Annotated in this window: 22 protein-coding genes and 2 pseudogenes; 12 read left to right on the top strand and 12 right to left on the bottom strand. The window is 47.9% G+C overall.

What is annotated here, in order from left to right; all coding sequences use genetic code 11:
* Positions 1-21: 21 nt before the first annotated feature.
* Both SC79_RS01050 and SC79_RS01045 read right to left on the bottom strand, forming a co-directional pair.
* Entirely contained in the window at positions 22-378 is a 357-nt protein-coding gene (locus SC79_RS01050; RefSeq protein WP_039073489.1) for a YisL family protein, read from the bottom strand.
* A 114-nt stretch (positions 379-492) separates the two neighbouring features.
* Positions 493-1,398 carry a fumarylacetoacetate hydrolase family protein gene (locus SC79_RS01045; protein ID WP_039073488.1) on the bottom strand — a complete coding sequence of 302 codons (906 nt, stop codon included), beginning with the start codon at positions 1,396-1,398 and terminating at the stop codon, positions 493-495.
* A gap of 154 nt (positions 1,399-1,552) precedes the next feature.
* Here SC79_RS01045 and SC79_RS01040 point away from each other — a divergent pair.
* The 8 genes and pseudogenes from SC79_RS01040 to SC79_RS01005 all read left to right on the top strand — a co-directional run bounded on the left by SC79_RS01040 (position 1,553) and on the right by SC79_RS01005 (position 5,132).
* Positions 1,553-2,475: pseudogene (locus tag SC79_RS01040) on the top strand (CotH kinase family protein).
* Between the two features lie 144 nt (positions 2,476-2,619).
* Positions 2,620-2,790 (top strand): aspartyl-phosphate phosphatase Spo0E family protein, encoded by a 171-nt coding sequence (locus SC79_RS01035; protein ID WP_039073487.1) that lies wholly within the window; start codon positions 2,620-2,622, stop codon positions 2,788-2,790.
* A gap of 407 nt (positions 2,791-3,197) precedes the next feature.
* On the top strand, positions 3,198-3,419 hold the full coding sequence (locus SC79_RS01030) for a spore germination protein (RefSeq protein WP_010329309.1): 222 nt from the start codon (positions 3,198-3,200) through the stop codon (positions 3,417-3,419).
* Positions 3,420-3,433: 14 nt separating this feature from the next.
* On the top strand, positions 3,434-3,667 hold the full coding sequence (locus tag SC79_RS01025; protein ID WP_039073486.1) for a spore germination protein GerPB: 234 nt from the start codon (positions 3,434-3,436) through the stop codon (positions 3,665-3,667).
* Positions 3,668-3,690: 23 nt separating this feature from the next.
* Positions 3,691-4,308 (top strand): spore germination protein GerPC, encoded by a 618-nt coding sequence (locus SC79_RS01020; protein ID WP_039073485.1) that lies wholly within the window; start codon positions 3,691-3,693, stop codon positions 4,306-4,308.
* A complete protein-coding gene (locus SC79_RS01015; protein ID WP_039073484.1) occupies positions 4,305-4,481 on the top strand; it encodes a spore gernimation protein GerPD in 177 nt (58 codons plus the stop codon). The genes SC79_RS01020 and SC79_RS01015 overlap by 4 nt, the downstream gene beginning before the upstream one ends.
* On the top strand, positions 4,481-4,882 hold the full coding sequence (locus tag SC79_RS01010; RefSeq protein WP_039073483.1) for a spore germination protein GerPE: 402 nt from the start codon (positions 4,481-4,483) through the stop codon (positions 4,880-4,882). The genes SC79_RS01015 and SC79_RS01010 overlap by 1 nt, the downstream gene beginning before the upstream one ends.
* 31 nt (positions 4,883-4,913) lie before the next feature.
* A complete protein-coding gene (locus SC79_RS01005) occupies positions 4,914-5,132 on the top strand; it encodes a spore germination protein (protein WP_010333667.1) in 219 nt (72 codons plus the stop codon).
* Positions 5,133-5,168: 36 nt separating this feature from the next.
* Here SC79_RS01005 and SC79_RS01000 read toward each other — a convergent pair whose 3' ends face one another.
* From SC79_RS01000 to SC79_RS00975, 7 genes are all read right to left on the bottom strand, one after another.
* Positions 5,169-5,471 (bottom strand): hypothetical protein, encoded by a 303-nt coding sequence (locus SC79_RS01000; RefSeq protein WP_039073482.1) that lies wholly within the window; start codon positions 5,469-5,471, stop codon positions 5,169-5,171.
* A gap of 13 nt (positions 5,472-5,484) precedes the next feature.
* Positions 5,485-8,877, bottom strand: a complete 3,393-nt coding sequence (gene sbcC, locus SC79_RS00995) for an exonuclease subunit SbcC (RefSeq protein ID WP_039073481.1) — start codon at positions 8,875-8,877, stop codon at positions 5,485-5,487.
* Positions 8,874-10,049, bottom strand: a complete 1,176-nt coding sequence (gene sbcD, locus SC79_RS00990) for an exonuclease subunit SbcD (RefSeq protein ID WP_039073480.1) — start codon at positions 10,047-10,049, stop codon at positions 8,874-8,876. The genes sbcC and sbcD overlap by 4 nt, the downstream gene beginning before the upstream one ends.
* A gap of 73 nt (positions 10,050-10,122) precedes the next feature.
* Positions 10,123-13,827 carry a helicase-exonuclease AddAB subunit AddA gene (gene addA / locus SC79_RS00985; RefSeq protein WP_039073479.1) on the bottom strand — a complete coding sequence of 1,235 codons (3,705 nt, stop codon included), beginning with the start codon at positions 13,825-13,827 and terminating at the stop codon, positions 10,123-10,125.
* On the bottom strand, positions 13,814-17,314 hold the full coding sequence (gene addB, locus SC79_RS00980; protein WP_039073478.1) for a helicase-exonuclease AddAB subunit AddB: 3,501 nt from the start codon (positions 17,312-17,314) through the stop codon (positions 13,814-13,816). Before addB ends, addA begins: the two co-directional genes overlap by 14 nt.
* 68 nt (positions 17,315-17,382) lie before the next feature.
* The gene (locus SC79_RS20850) at positions 17,383-17,535 is read right to left on the bottom strand and encodes a hypothetical protein (protein WP_156122655.1); all 153 of its coding nucleotides are present in this window, start codon (positions 17,533-17,535) and stop codon (positions 17,383-17,385) included.
* A gap of 15 nt (positions 17,536-17,550) precedes the next feature.
* Entirely contained in the window at positions 17,551-19,278 is a 1,728-nt protein-coding gene (locus SC79_RS00975; protein WP_039073477.1) for an SgrR family transcriptional regulator, read from the bottom strand.
* Between the two features lie 115 nt (positions 19,279-19,393).
* Here SC79_RS00975 and SC79_RS00970 point away from each other — a divergent pair, with 115 nt between their 5' ends.
* From SC79_RS00970 to SC79_RS20845, 3 genes are all read left to right on the top strand, one after another.
* Positions 19,394-20,596, top strand: a complete 1,203-nt coding sequence (locus SC79_RS00970; RefSeq protein ID WP_039073476.1) for an MDR family MFS transporter — start codon at positions 19,394-19,396, stop codon at positions 20,594-20,596.
* Positions 20,597-20,703: 107 nt separating this feature from the next.
* Complete coding sequence (locus tag SC79_RS00965; RefSeq protein WP_039073475.1) at positions 20,704-21,858, top strand: AbrB family transcriptional regulator; 1,155 nt, start codon at positions 20,704-20,706, stop codon at positions 21,856-21,858.
* A 51-nt stretch (positions 21,859-21,909) separates the two neighbouring features.
* Complete coding sequence (locus SC79_RS20845) at positions 21,910-22,080, top strand: hypothetical protein (RefSeq protein WP_010329295.1); 171 nt, start codon at positions 21,910-21,912, stop codon at positions 22,078-22,080.
* Positions 22,081-22,108: 28 nt separating this feature from the next.
* Here the strand turns inward: SC79_RS20845 and SC79_RS00960 are convergent.
* From SC79_RS00960 to SC79_RS00950, 3 genes and pseudogenes are all read right to left on the bottom strand, one after another.
* Positions 22,109-22,417: pseudogene (locus SC79_RS00960) on the bottom strand (MarR family transcriptional regulator); the annotation flags it as partial.
* A 67-nt stretch (positions 22,418-22,484) separates the two neighbouring features.
* Positions 22,485-22,991 (bottom strand): signal peptidase I, encoded by a 507-nt coding sequence (gene lepB / locus SC79_RS00955; protein WP_039073474.1) that lies wholly within the window; start codon positions 22,989-22,991, stop codon positions 22,485-22,487.
* A 1-nt stretch (position 22,992) separates the two neighbouring features.
* Positions 22,993-23,616, bottom strand: a complete 624-nt coding sequence (locus SC79_RS00950) for a TVP38/TMEM64 family protein (RefSeq protein WP_082022488.1) — start codon at positions 23,614-23,616, stop codon at positions 22,993-22,995.
* A 151-nt stretch (positions 23,617-23,767) separates the two neighbouring features.
* On the opposite strand from SC79_RS00950, the gene SC79_RS00945 reads away from it, so the two are divergent.
* Complete coding sequence (locus SC79_RS00945; RefSeq protein WP_039073473.1) at positions 23,768-24,130, top strand: hypothetical protein; 363 nt, start codon at positions 23,768-23,770, stop codon at positions 24,128-24,130.
* The last annotated feature ends 204 nt before the right edge of the window (positions 24,131-24,334 follow it).

The raw sequence follows: 24,334 nt of genomic DNA, 5'->3' as shown, positions 1-24,334 counted from the left end.
TTCACGTTCGCACTGTTTCTATTAAAATAAGTGAAAGCCGATTGGCAAATGCAGGCCGAGCAGCACTGTCAGCACAAGGACAATGACGAAACCGATCCAGAGGCCTCCGGTTGATTTTTCTTTTTTCTTGCGGATGAGGAGCATTTCCATCAGGCCGATGGTGATGATGCCAAGAATGATTTTACCGGCGTATTCTCCGTTCCAGTTGGCGAAACGGACAAATAGCTCCACTCCTGTCAAAATAATTAAGATATAGAATAGCCGCAGAATCATATGAGTGATTTTGGCGCCCTTCGCACTTCTTGACGAATACAGTGAGTAGCTGACGAAAAGCAGAATCAGCGCTACCACCCATGTCGTAATATGTAAGTGTGTCATACAGGTTCCCCCTATCAGATAATTTACCCCACCTATCGTACCATGAACTTATCCTCTGCCACAAAGATGAATCTCAGAAAAAACGGGCGGGTCCGCGTCCGCCCTTCTATTGATTCAGCCGATATGGTTTGACAGTGTTCCGATCGGTTCAATCGTAATGTCGATTTTGTCACCTGGCCGCAAGAATTTTGGCGGCGTAAATCCCTTTCCGACGCCAGACGGCGTACCAGTGGCAATGATATCTCCCGCTTCAAGCGTCATCCCCTTGGAGAGGGTTTCAATTAATTCCGGAATGGAAAAGATCATATCGCTCGTCGAACCGGATTGGCGCAGCTCGCCGTTGACTCTTGTTTCAACCTTGAGACGCTCAGGCTCCTGAATTGATGATTGATGGACAAGGACAGGTCCCATCGGACATGTGGTATCCAGGCTTTTACCGATAAAAAACTGCTTATGCCTTTTTTGCAGATCACGCGCCGTGATATCATTCACAATCGTATAGCCGAAAATATGGTCATAGGCATTTTCTTTTGAAATGCGGGTGCCGCTTTTTCCGATGACAACAGCAAGTTCTCCTTCATAATCGAGCTGAGAGGTGACCTCTTCATGGCTGTTTACGGTATCACCATGCCCTGTAACCGTTACCGGCGATTTTGTAAACACCATCGGATGTTCCGGAATGTCAGCCTCGCTTCCCATTTCAATCGCGTGATCCCTGTAGTTTTTGCCGATGCAGATGATATTTTTTGATGGCTTAGGAATTGGTGCATGGAGCTTCACCTCAGATAATGAATAGATAAATGACCCCAGTTCATCATTCGGTTTTTTTGCCCACTCGGCCAGCTGCCTTGCATGTGAAACGAATTTTTCCCCTTCTGCGATACATTCAATCAGCGAGCCCGGAATCGTCTCTAATTCAAACAGTTTTTTTTCAGCCTTTTGCAGATCCATGATTTTCTCATCATCAATCATCAGGCCGACAAACATTCGGTTGTAAAGTTCCCCTGTCGCAAATTTCATGTTATTCCTCCATCGTCTTTTAAATCAGAATGCTCCTTCATGTATTCTCTGTCGAATGCTGAAATCCCTTTTTCTCACGACCGTTTCATTTCGTTTCAGGACGGGCTTTCAGTACATATCATGGGAATGTCGTTTTGAGGAGGAGGAAAAAGGTATGGAGAGCGTCCATTTATTTTTTCATCGGCAACAGCTTAAGGATAAAGGTACTGCCAAGGGGCTTCTGGTGACAGACCGATCAGTTTCTCCCATTCTTCTCACACAGCGTGACAAAGCGGAAAAGACATCCTATGAAATCAGCTGGGAAAAGTCTCTGCTAGGTGAAGGCACACTTTTTTTGAATGCGGAACAAGATGATCCCTCCCTGATGCGGCGCAGGCTTGCTTATTGTTTATTTGACGAGATCGGTATTCCCGCTCCCGCCGTCTCGTACATCTTTCTGACCATCAATGGCGAGCCAGAAGGCATTTATTTGAACATCAAGAACCATCAGTCAGCCGGTAGAACAAGTTGCCAAGTGAAGACAGCCGATCCAAGGGTTCCGCTTTCCGTTTTTAAACATGAATCTTCCCCGTTTTTACATGATTTTTTTACGCTGGTTCACACAGCTGAAGATGCCGAAATAGCTGAACGCATCAAAATGTATCTCGATGTCAAATCGTTTTTTTTGTGGCTGATCGGCAACGCTTGCACCAATCAAGGCATTAATTACACATTTTGTGTAAACGACTCCGGCCGGCTCTATGTTACCCCGCTGGAGACAAGAGCACTGGCGATACCCGTCACATTTGACGAAGATCCTCTGCTGACGAAAGGACGGTCGCTTGCGTCAAAGCTGCTTTCCATCCCCGCCTTCCGGTCGCAATATCACACATTAATGAAAATGTGCTGAACCGGTCATTTACCATTGAACGGCTGTCTCCTATCATCAGTAAATGGCGCCTTGACATTTGTCAAAGGTCTGATGAGGATCCTTTTATAAAAAAAAGCCCCTTTCACTTCGAAAAGGAGCAGGCAATCATCCTTAGAGAAATTGAGGAGCGGCAGGACTTTTTGCAAGCACACTTAGCAAGACTATAGTCCTTCAATATATGAAAAAAGGCCGCAGCAAAAATTGTCGCTTTTTTAGTCAAATTGACGAAAGGCAACCTTTTCAGCAAAAATAGGTTATACTAACGATATCCTCTGTTTATGAAAATAAATTCTAGAATTGGAGATAGGGCAATGAATAGTAAAATTGAAGAAATGAGAATCACACTAATTGAAACAGCACAAAAATACGGCATGAATTCAAAGGAAACGATCCAATGCAGCCAAGAGCTGGACAGTCTGCTGAATACCCGAATTAAAGAAGAAATGATTTTTGAAGGATATCCTGACAATCCCCGTATGTGAATCATTTTCTATAACGCTTGAATTCGCCGCATGGCATTCCGCTTTTTGCTCAGCACTTCTGGGACCATACCTCAGGGCGAGAATAGTCCGCCCAAAAATGAATTACCACAGCACGACATACTCCAAAAAGCTTTTCTACAAGCAAAACACCAAAGAAACTAATACAAATACACGCAGGCGGATCGCGGCACCCATCGCCGCATTTCCGCTCAGTTTGTCCATTACCCGCTTTTTTAAAAAATGAAACATAACGGCTGACAAAATGTAAAAAGCTGATATATCCTCTTTACATTTTCCTCACACAAATATGTGTCTGTCATAAACTATCGTGAATCGCCCAAAGGAAATTAATTTCTATTTTAACTCTACCTGCATTTTTTCAATTTTACAACAAAGGATGTGCTCGTATGCCGGCCATTGTCGGAGCGTTTAAAATTAATGCGATTGGTACGAGCGGAGTCGTTCACATCGGGGACTGCATTACAATTTCTCCGCAGGCACAGGTCAGAACGTTTGCCGGTGCGGGCAGTTTTAATACCGGTGACAGCCTCAAGGTGACAAATTACAAAAACGCGACGAACGTGTATGACAGCGATGCCGTTGATCAGCCGATCGCAGGCAATGCATAAAGGAGTGTGGCCCCATGAATTTCTATGTGAATCAAACGATTCAAATTAACTATCTTCGGCTCGAATCAATCAGCAACTCCTCTATTCTGCAAATCGGAACCGCCGGATCAATCAAATCTTTGTCAAACTTGTATAATACGGGCAGTTATGTAGAACCTGCTCCAGAGGTAACCGCCTTGGGGCAGCCAGTCGAATTGCAGGAGCCTGATACAGGTGCCTTAGTTCCGCTCCAGCCTCCTGGCCGTTAATCATATGAAAGAGGTGAAAGACCATGTATGATCAATCTGTTTCCTCTTACTTGCAAAATTTGAACTCCTTCGTTCAGCAGCAGGCGCTTCATATTCAGCAGCTCGAACGCCAGCTGAAAGAGTTTCAAACTGAAATGGATACGATGAAGCAACGGCCGGCTACAACCATTGAGCGTGTGGAGTATAAATTTGACCAGCTGAAAATTGAGCGCCTCGACGGCACACTAAATATCGGCTTAAATCCGGCCGACCCGAACAGCGTCCAAAATTTTGAAGTCAGCCAAACCACACCTGAAATCGGGATGATGCAGCAGGAAGAGATCGCCCAGCTCATGCAGCAGATCCGACAAAATGTCGATATGTTTTTAACTGAAGAAATCCCAGATGTTCTGGAACAGCTTGAAAACCAATATGACAGCAGGCTTGACGATACCAACAGGCATCATGTCATTGAAGACATCAGAAAACAAATGGACAGCCGGATTCAGTATTATATGTCCCATATCAAAAAAGAAGAACACACGCCGCCTAAACAATATGCGGAACATATCGCTGAACATGTGAAGCGGGATGTCATCCGTGCTGTAGAACATTTTCTGGAGCATATCCCATCTGAAATCAAAGGAGATGAGCAAGCATGATTTTCACAGTCGTCAACCGTAATCTGGAGGTCGGGGATATCCGAATGAACGGTGTGTCCAGCTCCTCTATATTTCACGTCGGAGACACTGAAGCGATCTATCTTTCTTCTATTTTCGACACTCCGCCTGAATCTCTTATTATCGGGCCGCTAGCTCCGCTGTCGCCGGAATAATGCTTAAGCGTATATCCCGCATCAGAACGATTAAATTTAACTCCCTTGGGATTGCAAGTGTGTTTCAAGTTGGCGACACAAACGAAATCGATATGCGTGTAAAAGTATTCGCTGTACAACGCTCACTGCCTACGTTTAACACTCATGAGGGCTCATTCAGCAGGAAGGATTATCCGATCTTTCAGCAGCAGGCCGTGTTGCCGATTCCGGAAACAAGGGTGCAAAGCGCATTTTGCCACGAGGTGCCGATCATTCATGTCCGCAACATCAAAATTCAAGGGGTCTCATCTTCTTCTGTCTTTCATGCGGGGGCCGTTTCCCTTGTCCGCGGCGATGCGAGACTCAAACATATCAGGCAGATTCAGTCACCGCGCTCACAATCGCCAGACAAGAGCATATAATAAACAGAGACTTCGATAAAGGGTGTCGTTTATGCCAGCAATTGTCGGGCCTATAGCTATCAATTCCATATCGGGCGGAGTCGTTAACTTTGGTGATTCCTTTTACCTTTCTCCGAAAAGCTCTTCAAAATCTGCGCTCGGTTCGGGAGCAGGGAACACGGGAGACTTCCTTCTATTAAATAATGCCGTCAATGCGACAAATTATATAGACCCCGATGTCAGCGATCAGGATATGGTTGGAAATGGATAAAAGCAGCCGCTCTGCAAATAGAGGGCTGCTTTTTCGTCATTTTTTCTTTTTTCGTTCATTCGATTTCTTTGTTTTGATCAGCTTCTCAGGCGGCTGTTTTCTGATCCATTTGACAAATCGGGCAAGCTGCGTATCGTTTCTCAGTTCATCTATTCCGTTTAAGCGAACGGCAAGCTCTTGATTGCTATATACAGCATGAATTTGCTTATGGCAAGGAATACAGAGCATCGCTGTCGGCAGGAACGTTCCGCCTTCCTCTTTCGGTGTGAGGTGGTGCTCTGTCAGCTGGACATCACTCCGTCCGCACAGCTCACATATCCCGACAGTCTGCTTTGCCATATTCGCTTCCCCCTTACATCAACTCAAGTGATACCCGTGTACCGCGGCCGCTCGGTTCAGCCGGATGAACGATCAGCTTTTTCGGAAGCCGTGCCCGCAGTTCCTGCACATGGCTGATCACACCGACAGACAGATTGTCAGACTGCAGTTTTTCCAAGGCTGTCACAACCGTATCTAGCAGATCTTGATCCAGAGTGCCGAACCCTTCATCTAAGAAAAAGAACTGCAGCGGGTATTCCCCGCGAAGCTGGATCTGCGCAGACAGCGCAAGAGCGAGAGAAAGCGAGGTGAGGAACGTCTCTCCTCCAGACAAGCTGGATACTGGTCGTTTGACGCCTCCATTCGCGTCATCGCGCATCACAAATCCGCCTTCTGAATCCACTTCGATGGCATAGCGCTGTCTCGTCAGCATGCCAAGTCTTGCTGATGCGTCCCTCGCAACGCTTTCAAGCTGCTCTTCAGCTAAAAATTCGACAAAGGTATTGCCTTTAAACACTGCTTGCAGCTTGTCCAGCCTGTCGATATGCGTCTGCCATTTCTTCAATTCAGCTTCAATTTCGTTAAACCGTTTATGATGGTCGCGAATGACGGCCAGCGCTTTCGCAGCCGCGCCTTTTTCTTCTATCGCAGCGCCAAATGCGTCCTCAGCTTCTTGTAATGCTGTAACGGTTTCGCTCCATTCGTCCTCTGACAAGGCACGGTCGGCAAGTATCTCTGCTACACGTTTTAAGTTTGCGGCATTCTGCTTCCTTTTATCCATAAACTGGTCGATTCTGGTTTTTATCTTGTCAAGCTCATCGGCTGGGATAAGGCTTCGCTCCACCTCTTCAGTCCGGGTAAAGCAGGTGCTTTTCGCATGCTCAAGCCAAGCGGCTTCAGCTTTTTCCAAGCTGTCCTTCACCTCTTTCAAGGTGAGCGCGCTTGCTGAAGCGCGGCTTTTCGCCTGATTCAGCATCGTTTGGGCGCTTTGGAGTTCTTCATATAGAGATTGCTCTTTTTCCTTTAACAGCTTTAGATCCTGCTGGACAGAGCGAAGTTTGATCTCGATTGAGTCTCCTTTTGCGTAATCTCCAAGTTCGTGCTCATAATCCGTGATCACGCTTTTGATGCGTTCAGCCGCATAATGAAGCTCCAGTTTTTCCCGTTCAAGCTGGTGTGCCGACTCCCGCAGCTTTTCCTTTTGTGCTTCATGCTCAGAAAGAAACGCGATGCTCTTCTCAATTCGCTTCTCGCATTCTTCAGCAGCCCGGTCTTTTTCTTCGATGGCTTGCTGCCATTTTTCCGCTTCATCCACAGATTGATCCCCAAACGCTTCGTTAAACTGTTTCAGGCGGCTGTCCATTGAGGACTGAAGCTCAGCGATGATGCTTTCAATGCGGTCAGCCTCTCTTTTTTCAAAACCGATTTTTTCATTAAGCTGCTCGGCCTTTTTTAAAGACTCCTGATAGGCGCTGATCATTTGTGCCATTCGTGTTTTAACAGAAAGAATATCCTGCTTGACTCGCTTCCATTCTAATTGGGCAGTTTCAAATGCTTCATACACCGGCTGATTCTCGTAAGAAGCCGCCGCTTCAAGGTTCGGTGCTTGAATCGTTTGCAAAAACGGACACTGTTCAATAAACCGCTCGGATTGTTCTTCAAGCGTGATTTTGGATGAAAGAATCTCCTGGCTTAGAGATGCAGCTTCCGTCAAAATCACATCCGTCTGTTTGATGTCCTCTTCTAGATTGCCGTCAAGCTCATATGTTTCATGCGCTGAGGCAGATGGATCATGATGGATTGAACCACAGACCGGACAGGGCTTTCCAGCGGTCAGTTTTTCAGACAATTCTTTTGTAAGCAGCGCCATTCTCGCTTTTTCACGCTGCGCGTGAAGCGTTTGCTGTCTCTTTTTCCCCTGCTCTGTCATACGCGTTAACGAACGTTCCGCCTCGCACACCATATGGTACACAGTTTGTACAGCCTCATATGCCTGAATGATGTTGTTTTTTTCCGCTTCCGTCTTATGAACGAGTGTACTCTTCTCCTCATTCATCTTCTGCAGCACGAGGTTTAATGCGTCACTTCGTTTTTTCTCTTTTCTGATTTGCTCTTCAGTCTGCCTGATGCGCAATGCCATTTCTGCGGCCTGCTGGCAGCTTTTTCGCTCATCGGAAGTCACCTGCAGGGATTTGAGCTGCTGCTTCAATTCCGTCTGTCTGTTTTGCCCTCGTGACAGACGGTCTGTTACAGTCTCCAATTCATTCACGACAGATTGAAGGGACTCTTCTTTCTGCTGGAGTTCAGCCTTTTTGCGTTCTTCCTCTTGCTTGGCCTCACTCAGTTTGATTTCGATCTCCTGCAAACGGGAAAGCTGCTCCTGCTCGGTTAAAAGCTCAGGCTCTTTCTCGCTTTTATGCTGGCGCCACGCTTCATACTCTTCATGTTTTTGATGACAGAACGCGGTCCGGTCTGCTAAATCCTTTTTGGCAAGCGTTTGTTCTTTTGCAGCCTTCTCCTCTTGCTGGATCGCTTCTGCGTACCGATCCGCATAGGGCTTCAGTGCTGCGGCTGTTTCTGCTTCTAGCAGGCGTTTCTGCATGCTGTCTACGTGCGGCTGTTCTTCTTCGAGACGTCTTTTCTCTTCTTCATAAGCTGATTGTTCCTTTTGGACATTCCAAATTTCCTGATGTTCTGTAAACCGCTCTTTTGCCTGATCACGATTCTTCTTCCTCGTTTCCAGCTGGGCTTCGGCTTGTTCGAGAGCCTTTTCCGCCTGCTCAACCGCTTCTGAACTCGCCTCGCCGAGACCGGACTGTTCAGCAAGCATTTCATTTTTTCTCGCGTTGGCTTCCTGCGCCTGCCGTCTCAGCTTTTTCACCAGCCGGTCTCCATACTGCTCCAAATGAAATAAACGCTGAAGCATATGCCTGCGCTCCGCTCCCTTTAAAGACAGAAATTCGGCAAATTTCCCTTGAGGCAGCACCACCGCTCTTGTAAAGTCGTCGATCGTCAGCCCCAAAAGCTCCTCCACTCTTTTATTCACTTCGCCGGCCTTATCAGCCAGCACCGTATGCTCGTCTTTGATTTCAATGAAGCGGCAAAGTGCTGTTTTCACCTTCATCTCATCGGTTCTCTTAAACACGCGCTCGACTTTGTAAGAGATTTGATGGTTCGTTTGAAGCGCAAAAGTAAAGGAAACAGAAAGCGTATCTTCCGCATGGTTTAAGATGCCGTGTGTATTATTTGCCGCCCGCTCCACCTTTCCGTATAAAGCAAGCGTCATTGCGTCGAGGATAGAGGATTTGCCGCTTCCCGTCGGGCCGAAAATGCCGAAAACTCCGGCACCGGAAAGGCCTTCAAAATCTATCGTCTGCTCCTCTCTAAAGCTGTGGAGCCCTTTAATGCTTAAGGCGATCGGCTTCATGTCGCATCCTCCTCTTCAACACCTGATGCCAGCTCTAAAAACAGCTTCACCATTTCTTCATCCGGCACCGCGCCTCCGGTTTGTTTTTCATAAAATGTCTTAAAGCGGTCTTCGATCGATACATGCTTGACCTCGACTCGCTCCCGGTCTTTGTTCTGTTCTTCAAAAACCGGCCGGATATGGATAAAACCCGGGTGCGCCTTCCTCAGCCTATGGATTTCTTCAAGTGACAGCTGGTCCGCCACACGGATTTCAAGGTCAATCCAGGCATTCTGGTCCCTGCCTTCATCCAGCCAGCTGTACACCTCGCTTAAGCCATTTGCCGCTTTCCACTTCACAAGCGGCTTGCCGCTCGATAATAACACCTCGTTCCAAGAGGCCTCTTCCCCCGGCTTCGCGTCCACGATCGTCACTGATTTGGCGTAGCCCGCTTCTGAAAAGCTGTAAGCGAGCGGAGAGCCTGAATAACGCGCAAGCGTCCGCGCCCGCTTGATCGTTTGCGGCCGATGCAAATGACCGAGCGCCACATAAGCGGCATCCGCCGGCAGGCTTTCAGCAGCCACCGTATAAGCGCCGCCGACTTCAATCGGCCGCTCTGAATCCGTTTGGTTTCCGCCCGCGACATAAATATGGCTGGCGGCAACCTTCACTGCGTCGTTGCGGAACCGGCTTGTCATATGCTCAAACGCCTGCCTGATTTTCACGTCATAATGATCCCGGAGCAGTTTTTCATCAAATGTATCGGAAAGCACTTCATTTAACCGCGCTTCAGATGGGTACGCCAGCGCTCCGACCGCCAAAAGCTCCCCTGCTGAAGGGACTTCAATATGAAGCGGTTCTGTCGTCGGATAGCCGATTAAATAAATGCCGTTTTCATGTGTCAGCGGTGAAGCGGCGGACAAACGGTCGGGATTATCGTGGTTTCCGGCAATGACAACGATCGGGCGCTTTCCCCTGTCGCTGAGCGCGGACAGGCTTTCATAAAACAGCTGCTCGGCTAAAGCAGGCGGGTTGACGGTATCGAACGCGTCCCCCGCCATGACAATGGCATCAACCTGCTCTTCCTTTACAATCGTATTCAATTCATCAAGCACATCGGCCTGTTCACTCAGTCTGCTTCTTCCCTCTAGCGTTTTTCCAAGATGCCAGTCCGCCGTATGTAAAATCCGCAAATGCTTTCACCCCTCTTTTTTGTATAGAAAACGAGACCCGCTCCGCCTGAATTCCCGGAGCTTACGGATCTCGTTATAATGTCAGAATGTGACCTCCGTCAAAGAAATAAAGCGCACATCCCTTTACATTTGTGTTTGCAATTTGCTCAACTGCCTTCATGTACAGCTGAATTTGCGTTTCATATCGTTTCTTCAAGATCGGGGCCGCTCCTTCAAAGCCGTGCTGGAATTTGCCCTCAATCCGGTCTGATTTATAGTCCAAGAGATATAAGCCGTTTTCAGTTTCATAGAGACAGTCGATGATTCCCTGCACCAAAAGCGGCTCATCCGCCTCCTGTGCATCAGGGTAGATTTCCTTGGCCGGAAGCGCCAAACTAAATGGCACTTCCCGATCCTTCCACTTAGCGCTGATCAGCTGTCCGCCGATTTCCGTATGGAAAAATTGCACGATCTCTTCTATATCAATAGCGGCTTTTTGTTCTTCAGTGAGCAGCTCCTTTTCATAAAGCTTGTGAACCGTTTGCTCCGCTTCCTCTGTTGTCGGCACATGTGTCAGCGGAATATGCTGCATCACTGTATGCATGGCCGTCCCTTTTTCAGCCGCTGTCAGGCCTTTTTTCATCATGAAAGCGGGCCGCCTGTACAGCATGCTTCCGTCAGCCGGTTTAACGGGGGCCCTGCCGCTGTATTCATCCTCGTACTCTCTTTTTCTCTTGATTTCAGAAACTGACTGCTTTGTCCGAATGTGCGTCACCTCGTGATGAGGATATGTCCAGCTCAGCTGCTCACGGGCTTTTTCATCAAACGCAAACGAGCCGGGAACTGGTTCACCTTGGCGAATGGCTTCTAAGCGCTCGCTTTTTTCTTCCATTCTTTCTTCAAGATCATCATCCAGCAAATCATAGGAATGGATCATACGAACGGCAAAACGAGCCGGGTGGCTTGCTATGTCGGCAGGCGCTGCCATAACGTTTTCAGACAAATCCTCTACATCTTTGTGTCTGGCAAGAGCCGGACCGATGAAATCTAAATACGTTTTTGCCTGATAACGGTCAAATTCCGGAAGAAGCCAGTCCGTTTGGGAGGCAGATGCCTGCCATTTTGCGAGCTGTTTCTGATGATCCTTGCATGAGCCAATCAGAAACAGTTTTTCTTTCGCTCTCGTTAAGGCAACATAGAGAACACGCAATTCCTCTGACAATAGCTCCCTGCGCATTTTTTTCTTCATCGCAATGAGTGGCAGCGTCGGATAGGTGATGCGCAATTGCGGATGAATATACTTCGTGCCAAACCCTAGCTCTTTGTCCAGCAGGTACGATTTGTTCAAATCCATCATGTTGAAATTCCGGCCGAGGCCTGCCGCAAACACGACGGGAAATTCGAGCCCTTTGCTGCTGTGAATCGTCATTAAGCGGACAACATCCTCCTGCTCGCTGAGCGCGCGCGCCGTACCAAGATCATCGCCCCGCTCCTGCATGCGTTCGATAAACCGCAGGAAACGAAACAGGCCGCGAAATGCCGTCGATTCATATTGGCGCGCCCGGTCATAGAGAACGCGCAAATTGGCCTGGCGCTGTTTTCCGCCCGGCATCCCGCCGATATAATCCATGTATTTCGTGTCGCGGTACACTTCCCAAATCAGTTCGGATACGGAGTGGTTTTTTGAAAAGGCGCGCCATTTTTGCAGGTGAGTGTAGAATGTTTGCAGCTTTTGATAAAGCTCGTCGTTCCGGTCGCCGGCCGCCAAATAGTCTTTCATCGCTTCATAGTACGGCGCTTTTTTATTTTCAAGCCTGATCAAAGACAGCTCGTTTTCATCCGCCCCGACAATGGGTGAGCGCAGCACAGAGGCCAGCGGTATATCCTGATACGGATTATCGATCACCTTCAGCACAGAAAGCGTGACGGCGACTTCGACCGCATCAAAATAACCTGACGTTAAATTGGCGTATACCGGTATGCCCTGCGCCCTCAGCTCGTCCATGATTTGCGGCGCCCACGGCATGGAACGAAGCAAAATCACGATATCGCGGTACTGAATATTGCGGTGTGTTTTCGATTTTCCGTCATACACCTTAAATGGCGATGAAATCAGCTTGCGAATTTCCTTGGCGATCGCTTTCGCTTCAAACTGTACCGTTTCCAGCTCTTCCGCTTCCTCGTTCGCATCCGTCTCTTCGGCGTTGTCGATCAGCAGCAGCTCCGTTTCCGTCTCATTATTGTCCGGATACGCTGCGCCAAGCTTCAGCTCAGCCTGCTCATCATAATCAACCTCACCGATTTTGCCGCCCATCAGCTGTTTAAATAAAAAGTTTGTGCTGTCTAAAATATCAGTCCGGCTTCGGAAATTTTTATTCAAGTCGATTTTCCGGCCCGTGCCTTCTCCGCTTTCTGTAAACCGTTTGTATTTGGAGAGGAAAAGAAGCGGCTCCGCCAGCCTGAATCGATAAATCGACTGTTTGACATCTCCTACCATAAATAGGTTGCCTGTTTCCTCGGGTCCGCTTGTGACGAGCTGCAGGATCGATTCCTGCACTAAGTTGGTATCTTGATATTCGTCAACGAGCACCTCATGAAACTGCTCCTGATAAAATCTCGCTGCCTCGCTCGGCTTCTGTTCACCTTTATCATCCTCAGCTGTCAAAATGGATAAACAGTAATGCTCTAAATCAGAAAAATCAATGATTGATTTTTCCTGTTTCGCGGCTTCGAACCGTTTTCCAAAGTCGGTGACAAGCTGTATGAGCGTTTCAATGACAGGCTTCATCTCGGCTAAGCTGTTCAAATGCTGTTCAGGACTTCTCGTGAAGTAGTCGGTTTTAAGCTTTTCAAGCAGTTTTTTTGCACCGTTTCTCAAATCTGTCGCTTCTTCAAGGAGCGCAGGATCAAACTCGTCCCCTTTTACCGCTTTCGCGCGCTTAAAGGAGACTGCCGGCACCCGCTTATAAAGCTCATTGAATTCATCCTGATGCTGAATCAGTTCATCAATCTGCGCGAGATCATCAAGAAAATTGTCAGCGCGCGGCGCGGGACCGCCCGGCGCTTTCGTCAGCTCAAGCGCGCGCTGGAGCTTCTCCTTCGCTCCGTTAAGCACCATCGCAATATCCTCTTTGATATATTGATAAAACGGAAGCTCCTCGATGGCGCTCTTTTCCGATACATCATACAAATGAACAAAGCTTTCGAGCCATGCCTCCGGATTTGGGTGGGAACGGGAATACTCGTACACCTGTTTGACGAGAAATTGCAGGTCCAGATCATGCCGGTCTGTCGTGTAGCGGTCAACAAGCTCAAAAAACGCTTTTTCGCCCTTTGCGTATTCGTCTTCAAACAGCTCGTCCAGCACTTCATCCCCCAAAAGCTCGCCTTCTGTTTGATCAGCAATCCGAAAGCCCGGATCAAGATCGATTAAATAGTAATATTTCTTCAGCACTTGCAGGCAAAAGGAATGAAGTGTCGAAATGCTGGCCCGGTTTAAAAGAGACAGCTGGCGTCTGATATGCAGCGAGCCTGGCCGGTTGACAAGCTCTTTTTCCAAGGCATCCGCGATCCGGTGTTTCATCTCTGCCGCTGAGGCGTTTGTAAACGTCACAACGAGAAGCCGATCCACATCAATCGGGTTTTCCTCCGCGGTGATCTTCCGGATCATTCGTTCGACGAGCACAGCGGTTTTTCCGGAGCCCGCCGCCGCTGCCACGAGAATATCCTGGCCGGTTGAAACAATGGCATTCCATTGGTCATCTGTCCATGTGCTGTCTGCCGGTTTAGGAATGTTCATTGCCATCCGCCTCCTTTTTTATCCACTCAAGTATCGTCTTGTCCTTTTCAGCCTTTAACGGGCGATACTCGTTTTCTTCTAATGATTCATCGAATTGGCATACTGATTTGAACGAACAGTATGTGCACGGCGTCTTGTTCTTCATTTTATACGGCTCGATGGATACGCGCCCGTCGGTGATTTGTTCGCCTGCCTCTTGGAAGGTGCGGCGCACATGCTTCGTCAACAGGTCAAACTCCTTTTCGCCGACTGCCGCTGAATCCGATCTGAGAGAGCCGTCTTTCTTCAAGCCGGCGTTGATGATATTTGACCGTCCCTCTTGAAGGGTTGTATCCATGAGGCGAACCGCTTCCTGATCGCCGAGGAGCAGGCCCTTCATCTTAAACTTCTTAAAAATCTCCTGTTCAATCTCGTCAAGCCCGAGCGGGAGATGAGATTGAATCATCGGGTCATGGATATGAAAATACAGCACTCCGGCCGGCGTCGCTCTCATGCCGAGCCAGTCGGCTGAATGTGTAATTGATAAATCAAGATACGTCAGCATTTGCAGCGCCAGTCCGTAATATACTTCCGCTAAGTCAAGGCCTTTGTCGCTTGATTTATAATCGACAATCCTTAGAAGCAAACCTTTTGAGCTCTCGGCTTTATCAACACGGTCAATTCGCCCGACGAGTTCCATCGTGCAGCCGTTTTTCAGTGTAAAGGTCAGCGGCGGAAGCGGCCCTTTTCCTCCAAAGCCCAGTTCTAGCCCGATCGGCACAAATCCGCTCGCTTTCGCATGCTCGCTTAAAATGCCGGACACGCGTGTCACAATTTTTTGCAGTTTTTCCTTCACATAATAATGCCGGTTTGAGCTGAGCAGAATTTCCTTTTGCAGTTTTGGGGCCAGCCGCTCTACCGCATCATAGGAAAACAGCTCGCATTGCTCTTTTGTTAAATCGCGCCAATCCATTTTTTGCTCGCGCAGCCTGTCTGAAATCAGCTTTAAGCTGGAATGAAACAGCTGGCCGATATCCGGTGCTTCGAGCTTGAAAAATTGCCGTTCCTTGAGATGCAGCCCGTGTGAAGCAAAATGGGAGAACGGGCACGCGTTAAAGGTTTCCATTCTTGACACACTGCCCTGAATGCGTTCGCCATAGAGCTGTCTCGACACGCTGCGTTCAAGCTGCTTTACTTCATTTCGGAAAAACAGGCTTGAGAACAGCTTTTTCGATTGCAGCCTGTCCGGCTGACTCATCAGCACATTATACGTGCTCCACCAGACGTCGCTGATGTCGTATTCCCGCGTCCATAATCTGAGCTGGCTCGCGGTAAAGGACTGTGCCACGCTTTGATTGACGACGTACTTAAGCTGTTCCTCATCGCTGACCTGTTCAGGTTCATTTGTCAACAGGCGCTCCATGTGCTGAGGAAACAGTTCTTCCAGCCGCTTAATGACAATCGACGGCAGAAGCGTTTTTCCTTCCGCATCGGCAATCGGATACGATACGTAAAGCCGGTCAGACGGACTGGAAAACGCCATATAAATGAGGAAATGCTCATCAAGGAGACGTTCCCTGCCACCCGAGGAAAGCTCAATCCCTATGTTTTTCAGCCATTCCCGGTCATCATCCGACAGCACCCCGTTTTCATCAGGGCGTGCCGGCAGAACGCCATCGTTTGCCCCCAACACAAAGGTGCAGGAGGTGCCGTACATTCTGGACAAATCCATATTGCCGACAAACACCTGGTCAAGCGCAGGCGGAATAAGCGAAAATGTAAGCGACTCTGCGCCTGCTTCCATCATTTGCTGAAACAATTCAAGGGAAATCTCATCATCCCCCATCATTTCAACAAACTCCTCAAGCAGCTGAATGACAGCATCCCACGCCTGCTGATGCTGCTGCGCTTCAATGATTCTGCCGTCTTCTTCAGCACGCTGTCTTTCCTGGTCCAGCTTCAGCGGCACATCCGTCTCTTCTAAATAGCGGTAGAGTGCCTCCGCCTTCTCCCGAACCGTCTTTGCTTTTTTCATTCGTTTTTGAAGCTGAAAAAGCGGCGGAACAATCCAGTCGCGTGTGTCATTCAGCATGTTTTCCATTTCGATTTCCTGATCGGTTTGCGCAAAATCATCATCCAATGACACAAAACGTCTGTAATGGAAACGGTCGCCCTTTGTCCAGCGATCGCCTTTAATCCCGTAGGCGATACAGTAATTTTCAAGCTGATCAACCTGTTCTCTCACCTTCGTTTTCGGCTCGTTAAGCGGGAATAGCAGTTCGGTTTTCACGCAGCGAAACACCGCTTCATACCGCCAATTCCCTTTCAGAACATCAATGCTCGACCGGATAAATTCGATTAACGGATGATTCAGCATGGATGCTTTTCCATCAATGAAATAAGGAATCTCGTAATCCGCGAACACTTCCTTTACCATATCCTTGTAGTCTTCCGGTTGGCGCGCAAGAATTGCTATATCCTTATAGCGATACCCCTTCTCTCTGACAAGCGCGTGAATTTCCCGGGCAATGCCTTCCAGCTCAGCTCGTCTGTTTGCGGCCTGCATGACCGTAAAAGCCTCTTGTTTTTCGGCGTACGGAATGGCGGGGCGCGCTTCATACTGCGCCTCCAGATGCGCCAGTTCCGGTGTGCGCTCATGCCACTGAGTCCCGCTTAGCTCTTTATACGCAATGTCCAGATTCAGTTCCTTCGCCTTCTGATGCAGGCGGTAATAGGTTTTTCCCGTCATTCTGAACAATTCCAGCTCATGCGGCTCCCGCTCGTATGACGGCTTGTCCGCTGTGAGCGAAAACGTGATGTGCTCTGCATGAACCATCAGCTGCTCCAACACCCTGAATTCCTGCGGTGTAAACTGATAAAAGCCGTCCACGTAGATATGCGCGCCTTTTACATCTTCAGACAGCGGGATATGCTCTGCCAGCAATGTCAAATAATCCTCAGAGTGAAGATATTGCTCTGAAAGGCTTTTTTCCATCTGCTGGTACAAAATCGATAAGTCATAAAGCTTTTCAGATAAAACACGTTCTCCGCGATACTCGGAAACCGTTCCGCTTTCCGCCATCCGGCGGATATCCTCCGGCTCCAGACAGTAACGCTTAAACTCGGTCAGCATCCGTTCAACCTGTGCGGTAAATCCGCTTTTGTCACTCGCTTTTTGATAGACTTTGAACTCCTGTTTATGCTCCTCAATGAGCTTCCGCAGGAGCATCTGTACGCCTGTGCTCGTAAGAAACGGCCTGCTCATTCCTCCTGTATGCTGAAGGACGCGCCAGGCCAAACGTGAAAAGCTGAATACTTGAGCACGTATCATTCCGCCCATATCAGGCGTTTTAGCAAGCTCGTATTCCATTAAAAACGTCATTTGATCCGGGACTAGAAAAATGATCGGTTTCCCGAATGGAGCCCGGCGCAGTTCATCCTGTATGCTGTCGATGATCAGCTTCGTTTTTCCACTCCCGGACCTGCCTACTAAAAACTCTGCTCCCAAATTAGAAGACCCCTCTCTTTTTATCTCACTATATTTTATCGAATGTTGACGAAAATGACCAATCTGATTTATTGGTAAAAACGGCCTTTTCGCATAGAAAAAGCTGATTGTTTCCCCCGGTCAAACTTACCCGCCGCGGCGCAATCAGAAAACAGATTGAAGACACCAGGCATCGCCAAGGCCTCAGCAGGCATGCGTCCTAAAAGACAAAGAGGGTTCAAGAAAGAGCCCTCTTTTCACTTAGACAGCCACACGGCGTACAAATCAATCCATCCCTCTTCATCAAGCATCAGGCCTCTCACATTCTCGCTTGATGTCACCCGCAGCACATTTTGATACAGCGGAATCGCATGAAATTCCTGCATAAGCTGGCGGTCAATGTCCTGGAGCATATGGATTCTCGAACAACGATCAGGCACCGAAAAAAAGCGGTCTATCATTTCTTTGCATATCTGTTTCATTTTTCCAGATAGATGCTGGCACAAAAAACTGTTCTCAGACAGCAGCAAATGCAGAAAACCAAATTCACTGTCTTGATAAAACGTCGCGCTGTCATGGATGATATCCGCCTGCTGCACGATGTCGGGCCGGCGCAGATCAGCAGAATCACAGAATTGAAGTGTAAGCCTGATGCCATGTCGGGCGCAAACATTTTGAATCCATTCGGCGTCCTCACGATGATCCGCTTCCGAAAAGGTATACAGCACAAGCGGTTCCCCCTCGTATCCGCTCTGCTTCAGCAATTCAGAAGGTGAGAAGCCCTCCCAGTCAAAGGGACTCGAATGCAAAAAAGACGAAACCGGAATCTTGCGGTGCCCGCCCGCTTCACAGACGAGCCGCTCAGAGGAAATCAGCAGGCGGAGCGCTTTTCTAAAGCTTTGATGCGAAAGAGGCCCCTTCTTTTTCAGATTGAGCGACAAATATTGGACATGCCGCTCGTCAAAAACAGTTTGCTTCTCAGGCCAAGCTTGTGTTTCTTGAATGGTAAAACCGTTCATCTCCCCGGCTTGTTCAGAAAACACAAACTCCACTCGATCCAAAAAGGGCCGTCCCTTGAAGTAGCGCTCATTGGCTTCAAGCACCAGCATCCTGCCTTGATGCTGCATCACCCGAAAAGGCCCTGTTCCATTGATCCCGCCGCCCTGTTCCGCCGGCAGAATGGACAGCCGTTCATCACAAAGAACATACGGCAAAAGCTCGTTCGGCTTATCAAGCATGAGCTCCACACAATAAGGGCCTTTTTCTGAGACTTGTTTCACGCCATGTAACAGCCATTTATACGGGTTGTCAGCCTGTGTCAAAAAGCGCTGAAATGTAAACGCAACATCCCGCGCCGTCAACGGCTGCCCGTTATGAAAAAACACACCCTTTCGTAGAAAAAATCTCCATCGTTTTTCCCCTGCCTTTTCCCATCCATGAACCAAATGAGGCTTTGGCTCCCTTACAGCCGGATCAAAAGCGAGCAGTGTATCAAATATTTGTTTGACAAAATGCCCCTCAGACCGCAAAAAGATGCGGCACGGGTCCAGGCTGCTGACAGCTTCAGGAGCGATGAACAGCCGGAGCACATCTTTTTCTCCATCCCCGCCGGTCTCTGTCACAAAGCCGAACACCTCCGAAAACCACCTGTCATATTCGTTTTGAAGCCCGGGAAAGGAGGAGTGATACTGCTGAATCAGTTCCTTCGCCTTTTTTAGCTTGCCAGCCATTGTATATTCCTTTGCGGTTTGAAAAAGCAGTTCCTCAGGCCGTCGCAGAAACGCGATTTGGGATTTGCGGCCGCGTCCCGCTCCGCTTTCTCGTTCAATCCAATTCTTCTTCTCCAGCTTGTGTAATATAAGCTTTGCATTTCTTTCTGTACAGCATAGACTCTCAGCCATCTCAGTGAGCGTCATTTCATTCATTTGCCCATAAGCAGCGCGTCCAGTTTTTACAAGTGCCACGTAGTGGTCGATCAGCTTCAATCCCCGCACACCTCCCGACAAAAGGGGAAACTTTTTCTCTTCTTTTCTTCACTTTTTGGGGCGACTTCCCTTCTATACACTACTACTATATCAAAATGCGAAAGGCGGCGAACACATGTTATCCAGTTTTCAATCTATTAAATCGAGATACACCGCTCCCATTTGGCTCCGCTTTTTCGGTGAGATGCTGACAAGCCTGACAGGTGCAATGATGGGCCCTTTTATGGTGCTGTATTTGCATGAACAATTAAACGGGAGTGTCATGATTCCCATGTTGATCATCAGCCTTCAGCCATTTGCCGATATTTGCCTGACGCTCGTTGCAGGACGGGTGACAGACCGGCTTGGGCGGCGCACCGCGATCCTGATCGCATTGCTTCTGCAATCAGCCGCCATGACGGGGTTTGTGTTTGCTGAGCATGCGTATGTTTTCGCCATCCTCTATGTCATGAATGGTATCGGGAGATCATTGTACATTCCCGCCTCCCGCGCCCAAATTGCCGAAAGCACGCCGGAAAGCAGACGTTCAGAAGTGTTTGCGGTCATCAATGTGATCTATTCAGCCGGCCTGACGGCAGGGCCTGTGCTGGGAGTGCTGCTGTACAATCATAACCCCGTGTGGATATTCGCTTTAGATGCCGCGGCATTGTTCATCTATTTTCTGATCGCAGCATTGAAACTGCCGGAAACAAAGCCGACCATAACAGCTGGTGCATCGGCGTTTTCCGCGAGCTTTACGATATACAGGCCTGTACTGCTTCTTTTGCTGCTTTCTCTCCCCATCAGCATGTTATATGCGCAAACAGAAACAACTTACAGGCTGTTCAGCAAAAACATGTTTTCCGACTATCTATCCATGCTGACCATTTATTCGGCGGCCAAAGCCTTATTCAGCTTTGTTCTCCAGGTTCCCCTTGTCAAAGGAACCGAAAAGTTTTCAATGAAAACGATCCTTTTGATTACTTATATTTGCTATTCCCTTGCAGCCGTCGGCTTCGCAAGCTCAACCTCCGTGACAATGCTTTTGGTGACGGCAGCGGTGATGACGGTTGGCGAAAGCATTGGATTAACCCACATCCAGACCTTTATTTCGAAATTGGCACCGCCTCATCTGCTCGGCCGATTTTATGCGGTATACGGCCTGCATTGGGATATCTCCCGCTCAATTGGCCCCCTTGCAGGAGGGCTGTTCCTGACTTCGTTTGGCGGAGAAGTGATTTTTTATACTCTGGCCGTTTGTTTGCTGGCAACAGGTTTATGCCTGACTTACACAATAGAGAGGCTCGAGCAGAAAGTCATAAGAAAAGCGAATGAATAATAGCAAATATTTCATCATTTCTTTATCAACAAAAATATACTATAGTAATCATACATTCACTACATGAACAATCGGAGTGTTACGCGAAAAGGAAGAAGGGTTTTACATTGAAGAAAGACGAAAATCTCCTCAAAGATCTATGGTTTATCGCAATCAGTGCAGCCGGGGGATTTATGCTTTCATTAACCGGGATATCGATCGGGTGGATGATCGGAACGCTGATAGTCGCCTGCTGCCTTGCGATGATACGGCCTGCATGGCTGATGATGGCTCCGGACCAAAAAGGAATTAACCGCCGCTGGCTCGCTCTCGGACAGGTGATTCTCGGCATCGAATTGGGCCAAAAACTGAATATATCCGTTCTCTCTGTCCTCAAAGACCATTGGTTTTCAGTCGGCGTTATGCTGATATTGTCTATCCTTATGGCCATGCTGTCGGGATATGTGCTTTGGCGTTTCAGTAAAACGGATATGATGACAAGCTTCGTCGGCACAGCTCCCGGCGGGCTGTCCGCCATGCCCAGCATCGCACAGGAGGTCGGCGCCAACACCGCCATTGTCAGCCTCATTCAAATGATGCGTGTGCTGCTCGTTGTGCTATCCATCCCGTTTTTGGTCATCCTCATCTATACAAAACAAGATCGTTCCGCAAGTGCCGCAGCAGAAACGCTTTCCTCGGCAACGACGGATTTTAGGCTAGCTTCCGTTTTGTGGACCGCCGTTCTGATTCTCGCTGCCTGGGGCGCCTGCAAAGCTGCGAAATATTTAAAATTTCCAGCGCCATGGCTGCTCGGCAGCATGCTCGGTGTGGCACTTGTACATGTTGGCGGCGCTGCGGTGACAGGGCACGATTTGACGGCTTGGTGGCCGTCACAAGCCAATCATGTGTCGCAAGTATTTCTCGGGGCGACGATTGGCTCTAAGATGTATAAAAGCATGTTTGCCGGCGTCACCCGCATCATTATCGTCGGGTTTGTCTCGTCCGTCGGTTTAATTGCAGCTATGTTTTTGAGCGCCGTGATCGTTTCCAAGCTGACAGGCATCTCGCTCATCTCTTCTGTTCTGGCATTTGCCCCCGGCGGCATTGCAGAAATGGCGACAACATCTGTTACCTTGCATGCCGATTCCACCTTTGTCGTTGCGGTTCAGGTCATACGCGTCATCCTTGTCATTGCCCTTTTGCCTCCGTTTTATCGTCTGCTTCACCATCTCCATGGTGAAAAAAAAGGCAAAGAAGGCTCGATCAGCGGCAGTAATGCCTAATTGGAAAAACCATCCTCCCATGCTACACTTAAATGGGAAGGAGTGACTCTTTTGCTGCGCAACAATCCCGAGAAGGCAATGCACTTATATTATGGAATATGTTTAGCCATCTGGCTGATTTATAATGTGGTGACATCCGGCTCCCCTGGACTGCCGCTTATCATTTTAGCCGGAGGAAATTTGATTTACCTGACAATCTTGAAAAAGAAAGAAGAAACGTGAAAAAAACACGCGCCCTGTGCGTGTTTTTTTATTCAAAAACGCCGTGTATACCTCCCTCTATTTCTTCCGAGGACGGATACCACTTTGTCACCAAATCCCTCAACAGCCGTTCCGCAAATAAAATTTCCTCCTCTGTGTACCGATCAAAAAATGACAGAAAACGTTGTTCGACCTTCTGATGATAATATTTGTGCAGCCCATGCAGTTTTTTCCCGGCCGGTGTCAAACGGAAGTAGACCTCCTTTTTATTATCGCTGAGCTGTGTCCTGTGAAGGAAGCCTGCGCCGAGTAATTTTGTGCTGATGCGCGATACTGTTGCTTTTGTTGTGTTCATTCTAGATTTTTTCTCAACACTTTTATCCAAACCAGAAACAAAAAAGACGCCTCTTCAATTGGCGTCTTCTTTATTCATCAGCGGAAATCACACCGACAATCTTTTTATCTCTAATCGGCCCAAAGTGCCGGCTGTCGAAGCTGTATATGCGATTATCTCCAACGACAAAATATTGTCCTTTCGGCACCTTGCTTGTTCCTGTCACATCTTTCAACGTAAAATCACCCGTTACATGGCTTCCGGCAGAAACAGATTTCAAATGCTTCAAAAATGGCTCAGCAACCTGTTTTCCGTCCACATACAGCTGATCATCTTTATATTTAATCGATTCACCGGGCAGGCCGATCACCCGTTTAATCAGCACTTTTTGATCAGGGCCTTTAAAAAGGACGATATCAAAACGATGGATGGTTTTAAATCGGTGCGAGAATTTATTGACCAACAGCTCGTTCCCTTCCTGAAAGGTCGGGTTCATACTGACGCCTTCCACCTTGTAATCAATAAAGACGGCATTTTTCACCTGAATCGCGAGAACGACGGACACTACACCGGCAAGAAACCAAAACCGTTTTTTCATGTTACTGTCTCCCTCCATCATGCTCACGCTGACTGGCTCTCACATGCAGATACCGCTCTACCTTTTTGCCGACATACCATAATACAGCGATCACCAATACGGCAATGACCGTTCGAATCGGCTGTGTGATCAGCGCGTGCAGATCATATCCGATAAAGCTGATCATAAAAATCATGACAAGCTTCCCCGAGGCTGCCGCTAAAATAAACGGCCACGTTCCGATCCTTGACAAACCGGCAACAACATTCACCGCGGCTGACGGTGTAAATGGAAAACAAAGCAGAAGAAACATAGGGCCGAATCCGTGCCTCTCCACCCATAACATTAGCTTTCTAACCGATGGATGGCTGCGGATAAATCCAAGCAACCTTCTTTGCCCGTATTGACGGACAATCAAAAATACAAGTATAGATCCAGCCGTTGATCCGGCCCAGGACAAGATAAATCCTTCCCACAGGCCAAACGAGTTCGTATTCGCCACCACAAACACGATCAGCGGCAAAAACGGGAGAAATGCTTCAACTAAAGGAAGCAGCACAGCAATGAGCGGACCGAAAGCCCTATAGCTTTGAAATAATTCAGTTAGGTTTTCTTGTGTAAAATAGGATAAAAAATGATCCAACATTTATACTCCTTACCGGGTTTGTCTATCCTTATTCTACACATTATCAGCAAAAAACTAAAAAGTTTTGGCGATTTTTCTGTATTGAAACATTTCATCAGCCGATATAGAATAAAATAAGAACAAACGTTCCCGTCAGAAAGAAGGAGTCAGCATGCCGAATCTGCAAGAGGAAATATACGATTTCATTGAACGGGCTCTCTTTTTGCCCATGGCCATTACGATTTTAAATCGTGATCTCGCCGGAATTGAACAAAGCACATTAAAATTGAAGCTTCCTTATAAACAGCTTATCAGCGAATCATTAAAAATAGCACAAAAGGATTTGATTGAGGTTAGAAAAGAGCTGAGGAAAAGAAACATTACAATCCACGAGGCGGAACGTGATGAAGCCTTTACGCTTTATGTATTTGTGATTGATGGTTATGAAGAAAAGCACCGTTATTTTAATCCTAGAATCCGTGAACAGGTTAGCGATTTATTAACGTTTTATCTATTTGCGCCGGACAGGCCATGAGTCTTTTGAATCATTCTGCACTCCTCCGAGTCTGTCCCTTCCCTTTTCGGGCAATTCCAATAATAAAATTCAGACAATTCACACTATACAAACAAAATGATTTTATTTATAATTCGAACCACAGCCTTTCATCCCAAAAAATGACATGAACCCCATATTTGCGACATCATTTTCATTACGCTCGGGCTTGCACACCCCACCTTA

The organism is Bacillus sp. MSP13 (assembly GCF_000815295.1).
GTDB classification, from domain to species: Bacteria; Bacillota; Bacilli; order Bacillales; family Bacillaceae; genus Bacillus; species Bacillus vallismortis.
The sequence above is the reverse complement of the archived record's forward strand: the minus strand, read 5'-3'. Positions and strand labels throughout refer to the sequence as shown.

Bases quoted from the DNA above. Each gene is read 5' to 3' on its own strand.
- SC79_RS00950 (WP_082022488.1), bottom strand. From the start codon at position 23,616: ATGTTGGATCATTTTTTATCCTATTTTACACAAGAAAACCTAACTGAA.
- SC79_RS01010 (WP_039073483.1), top strand. From the start codon at position 4,481: ATGCTTAAGCGTATATCCCGCATCAGAACGATTAAATTTAACTCCCTT.
- SC79_RS00945 (WP_039073473.1), top strand. From the start codon at position 23,768: ATGCCGAATCTGCAAGAGGAAATATACGATTTCATTGAACGGGCTCTC.
- SC79_RS01005 (WP_010333667.1), top strand. From the start codon at position 4,914: ATGCCAGCAATTGTCGGGCCTATAGCTATCAATTCCATATCGGGCGGA.
- lepB (WP_039073474.1), bottom strand. From the start codon at position 22,991: ATGAAAAAACGGTTTTGGTTTCTTGCCGGTGTAGTGTCCGTCGTTCTC.
- SC79_RS01015 (WP_039073484.1), top strand. From the start codon at position 4,305: ATGATTTTCACAGTCGTCAACCGTAATCTGGAGGTCGGGGATATCCGA.
- SC79_RS01030 (WP_010329309.1), top strand. From the start codon at position 3,198: ATGCCGGCCATTGTCGGAGCGTTTAAAATTAATGCGATTGGTACGAGC.
- SC79_RS01025 (WP_039073486.1), top strand. From the start codon at position 3,434: ATGAATTTCTATGTGAATCAAACGATTCAAATTAACTATCTTCGGCTC.
- SC79_RS01000 (WP_039073482.1), bottom strand. From the start codon at position 5,471: ATGGCAAAGCAGACTGTCGGGATATGTGAGCTGTGCGGACGGAGTGAT.
- SC79_RS01045 (WP_039073488.1), bottom strand. From the start codon at position 1,398: ATGAAATTTGCGACAGGGGAACTTTACAACCGAATGTTTGTCGGCCTG.
- SC79_RS01035 (WP_039073487.1), top strand. From the start codon at position 2,620: ATGAATAGTAAAATTGAAGAAATGAGAATCACACTAATTGAAACAGCA.
- SC79_RS01020 (WP_039073485.1), top strand. From the start codon at position 3,691: ATGTATGATCAATCTGTTTCCTCTTACTTGCAAAATTTGAACTCCTTC.
- addA (WP_039073479.1), bottom strand. From the start codon at position 13,827: ATGAACATTCCTAAACCGGCAGACAGCACATGGACAGATGACCAATGG.
- SC79_RS01050 (WP_039073489.1), bottom strand. From the start codon at position 378: ATGACACACTTACATATTACGACATGGGTGGTAGCGCTGATTCTGCTT.
- SC79_RS00970 (WP_039073476.1), top strand. From the start codon at position 19,394: ATGTTATCCAGTTTTCAATCTATTAAATCGAGATACACCGCTCCCATT.
- sbcC (WP_039073481.1), bottom strand. From the start codon at position 8,877: ATGAAGCCGATCGCCTTAAGCATTAAAGGGCTCCACAGCTTTAGAGAG.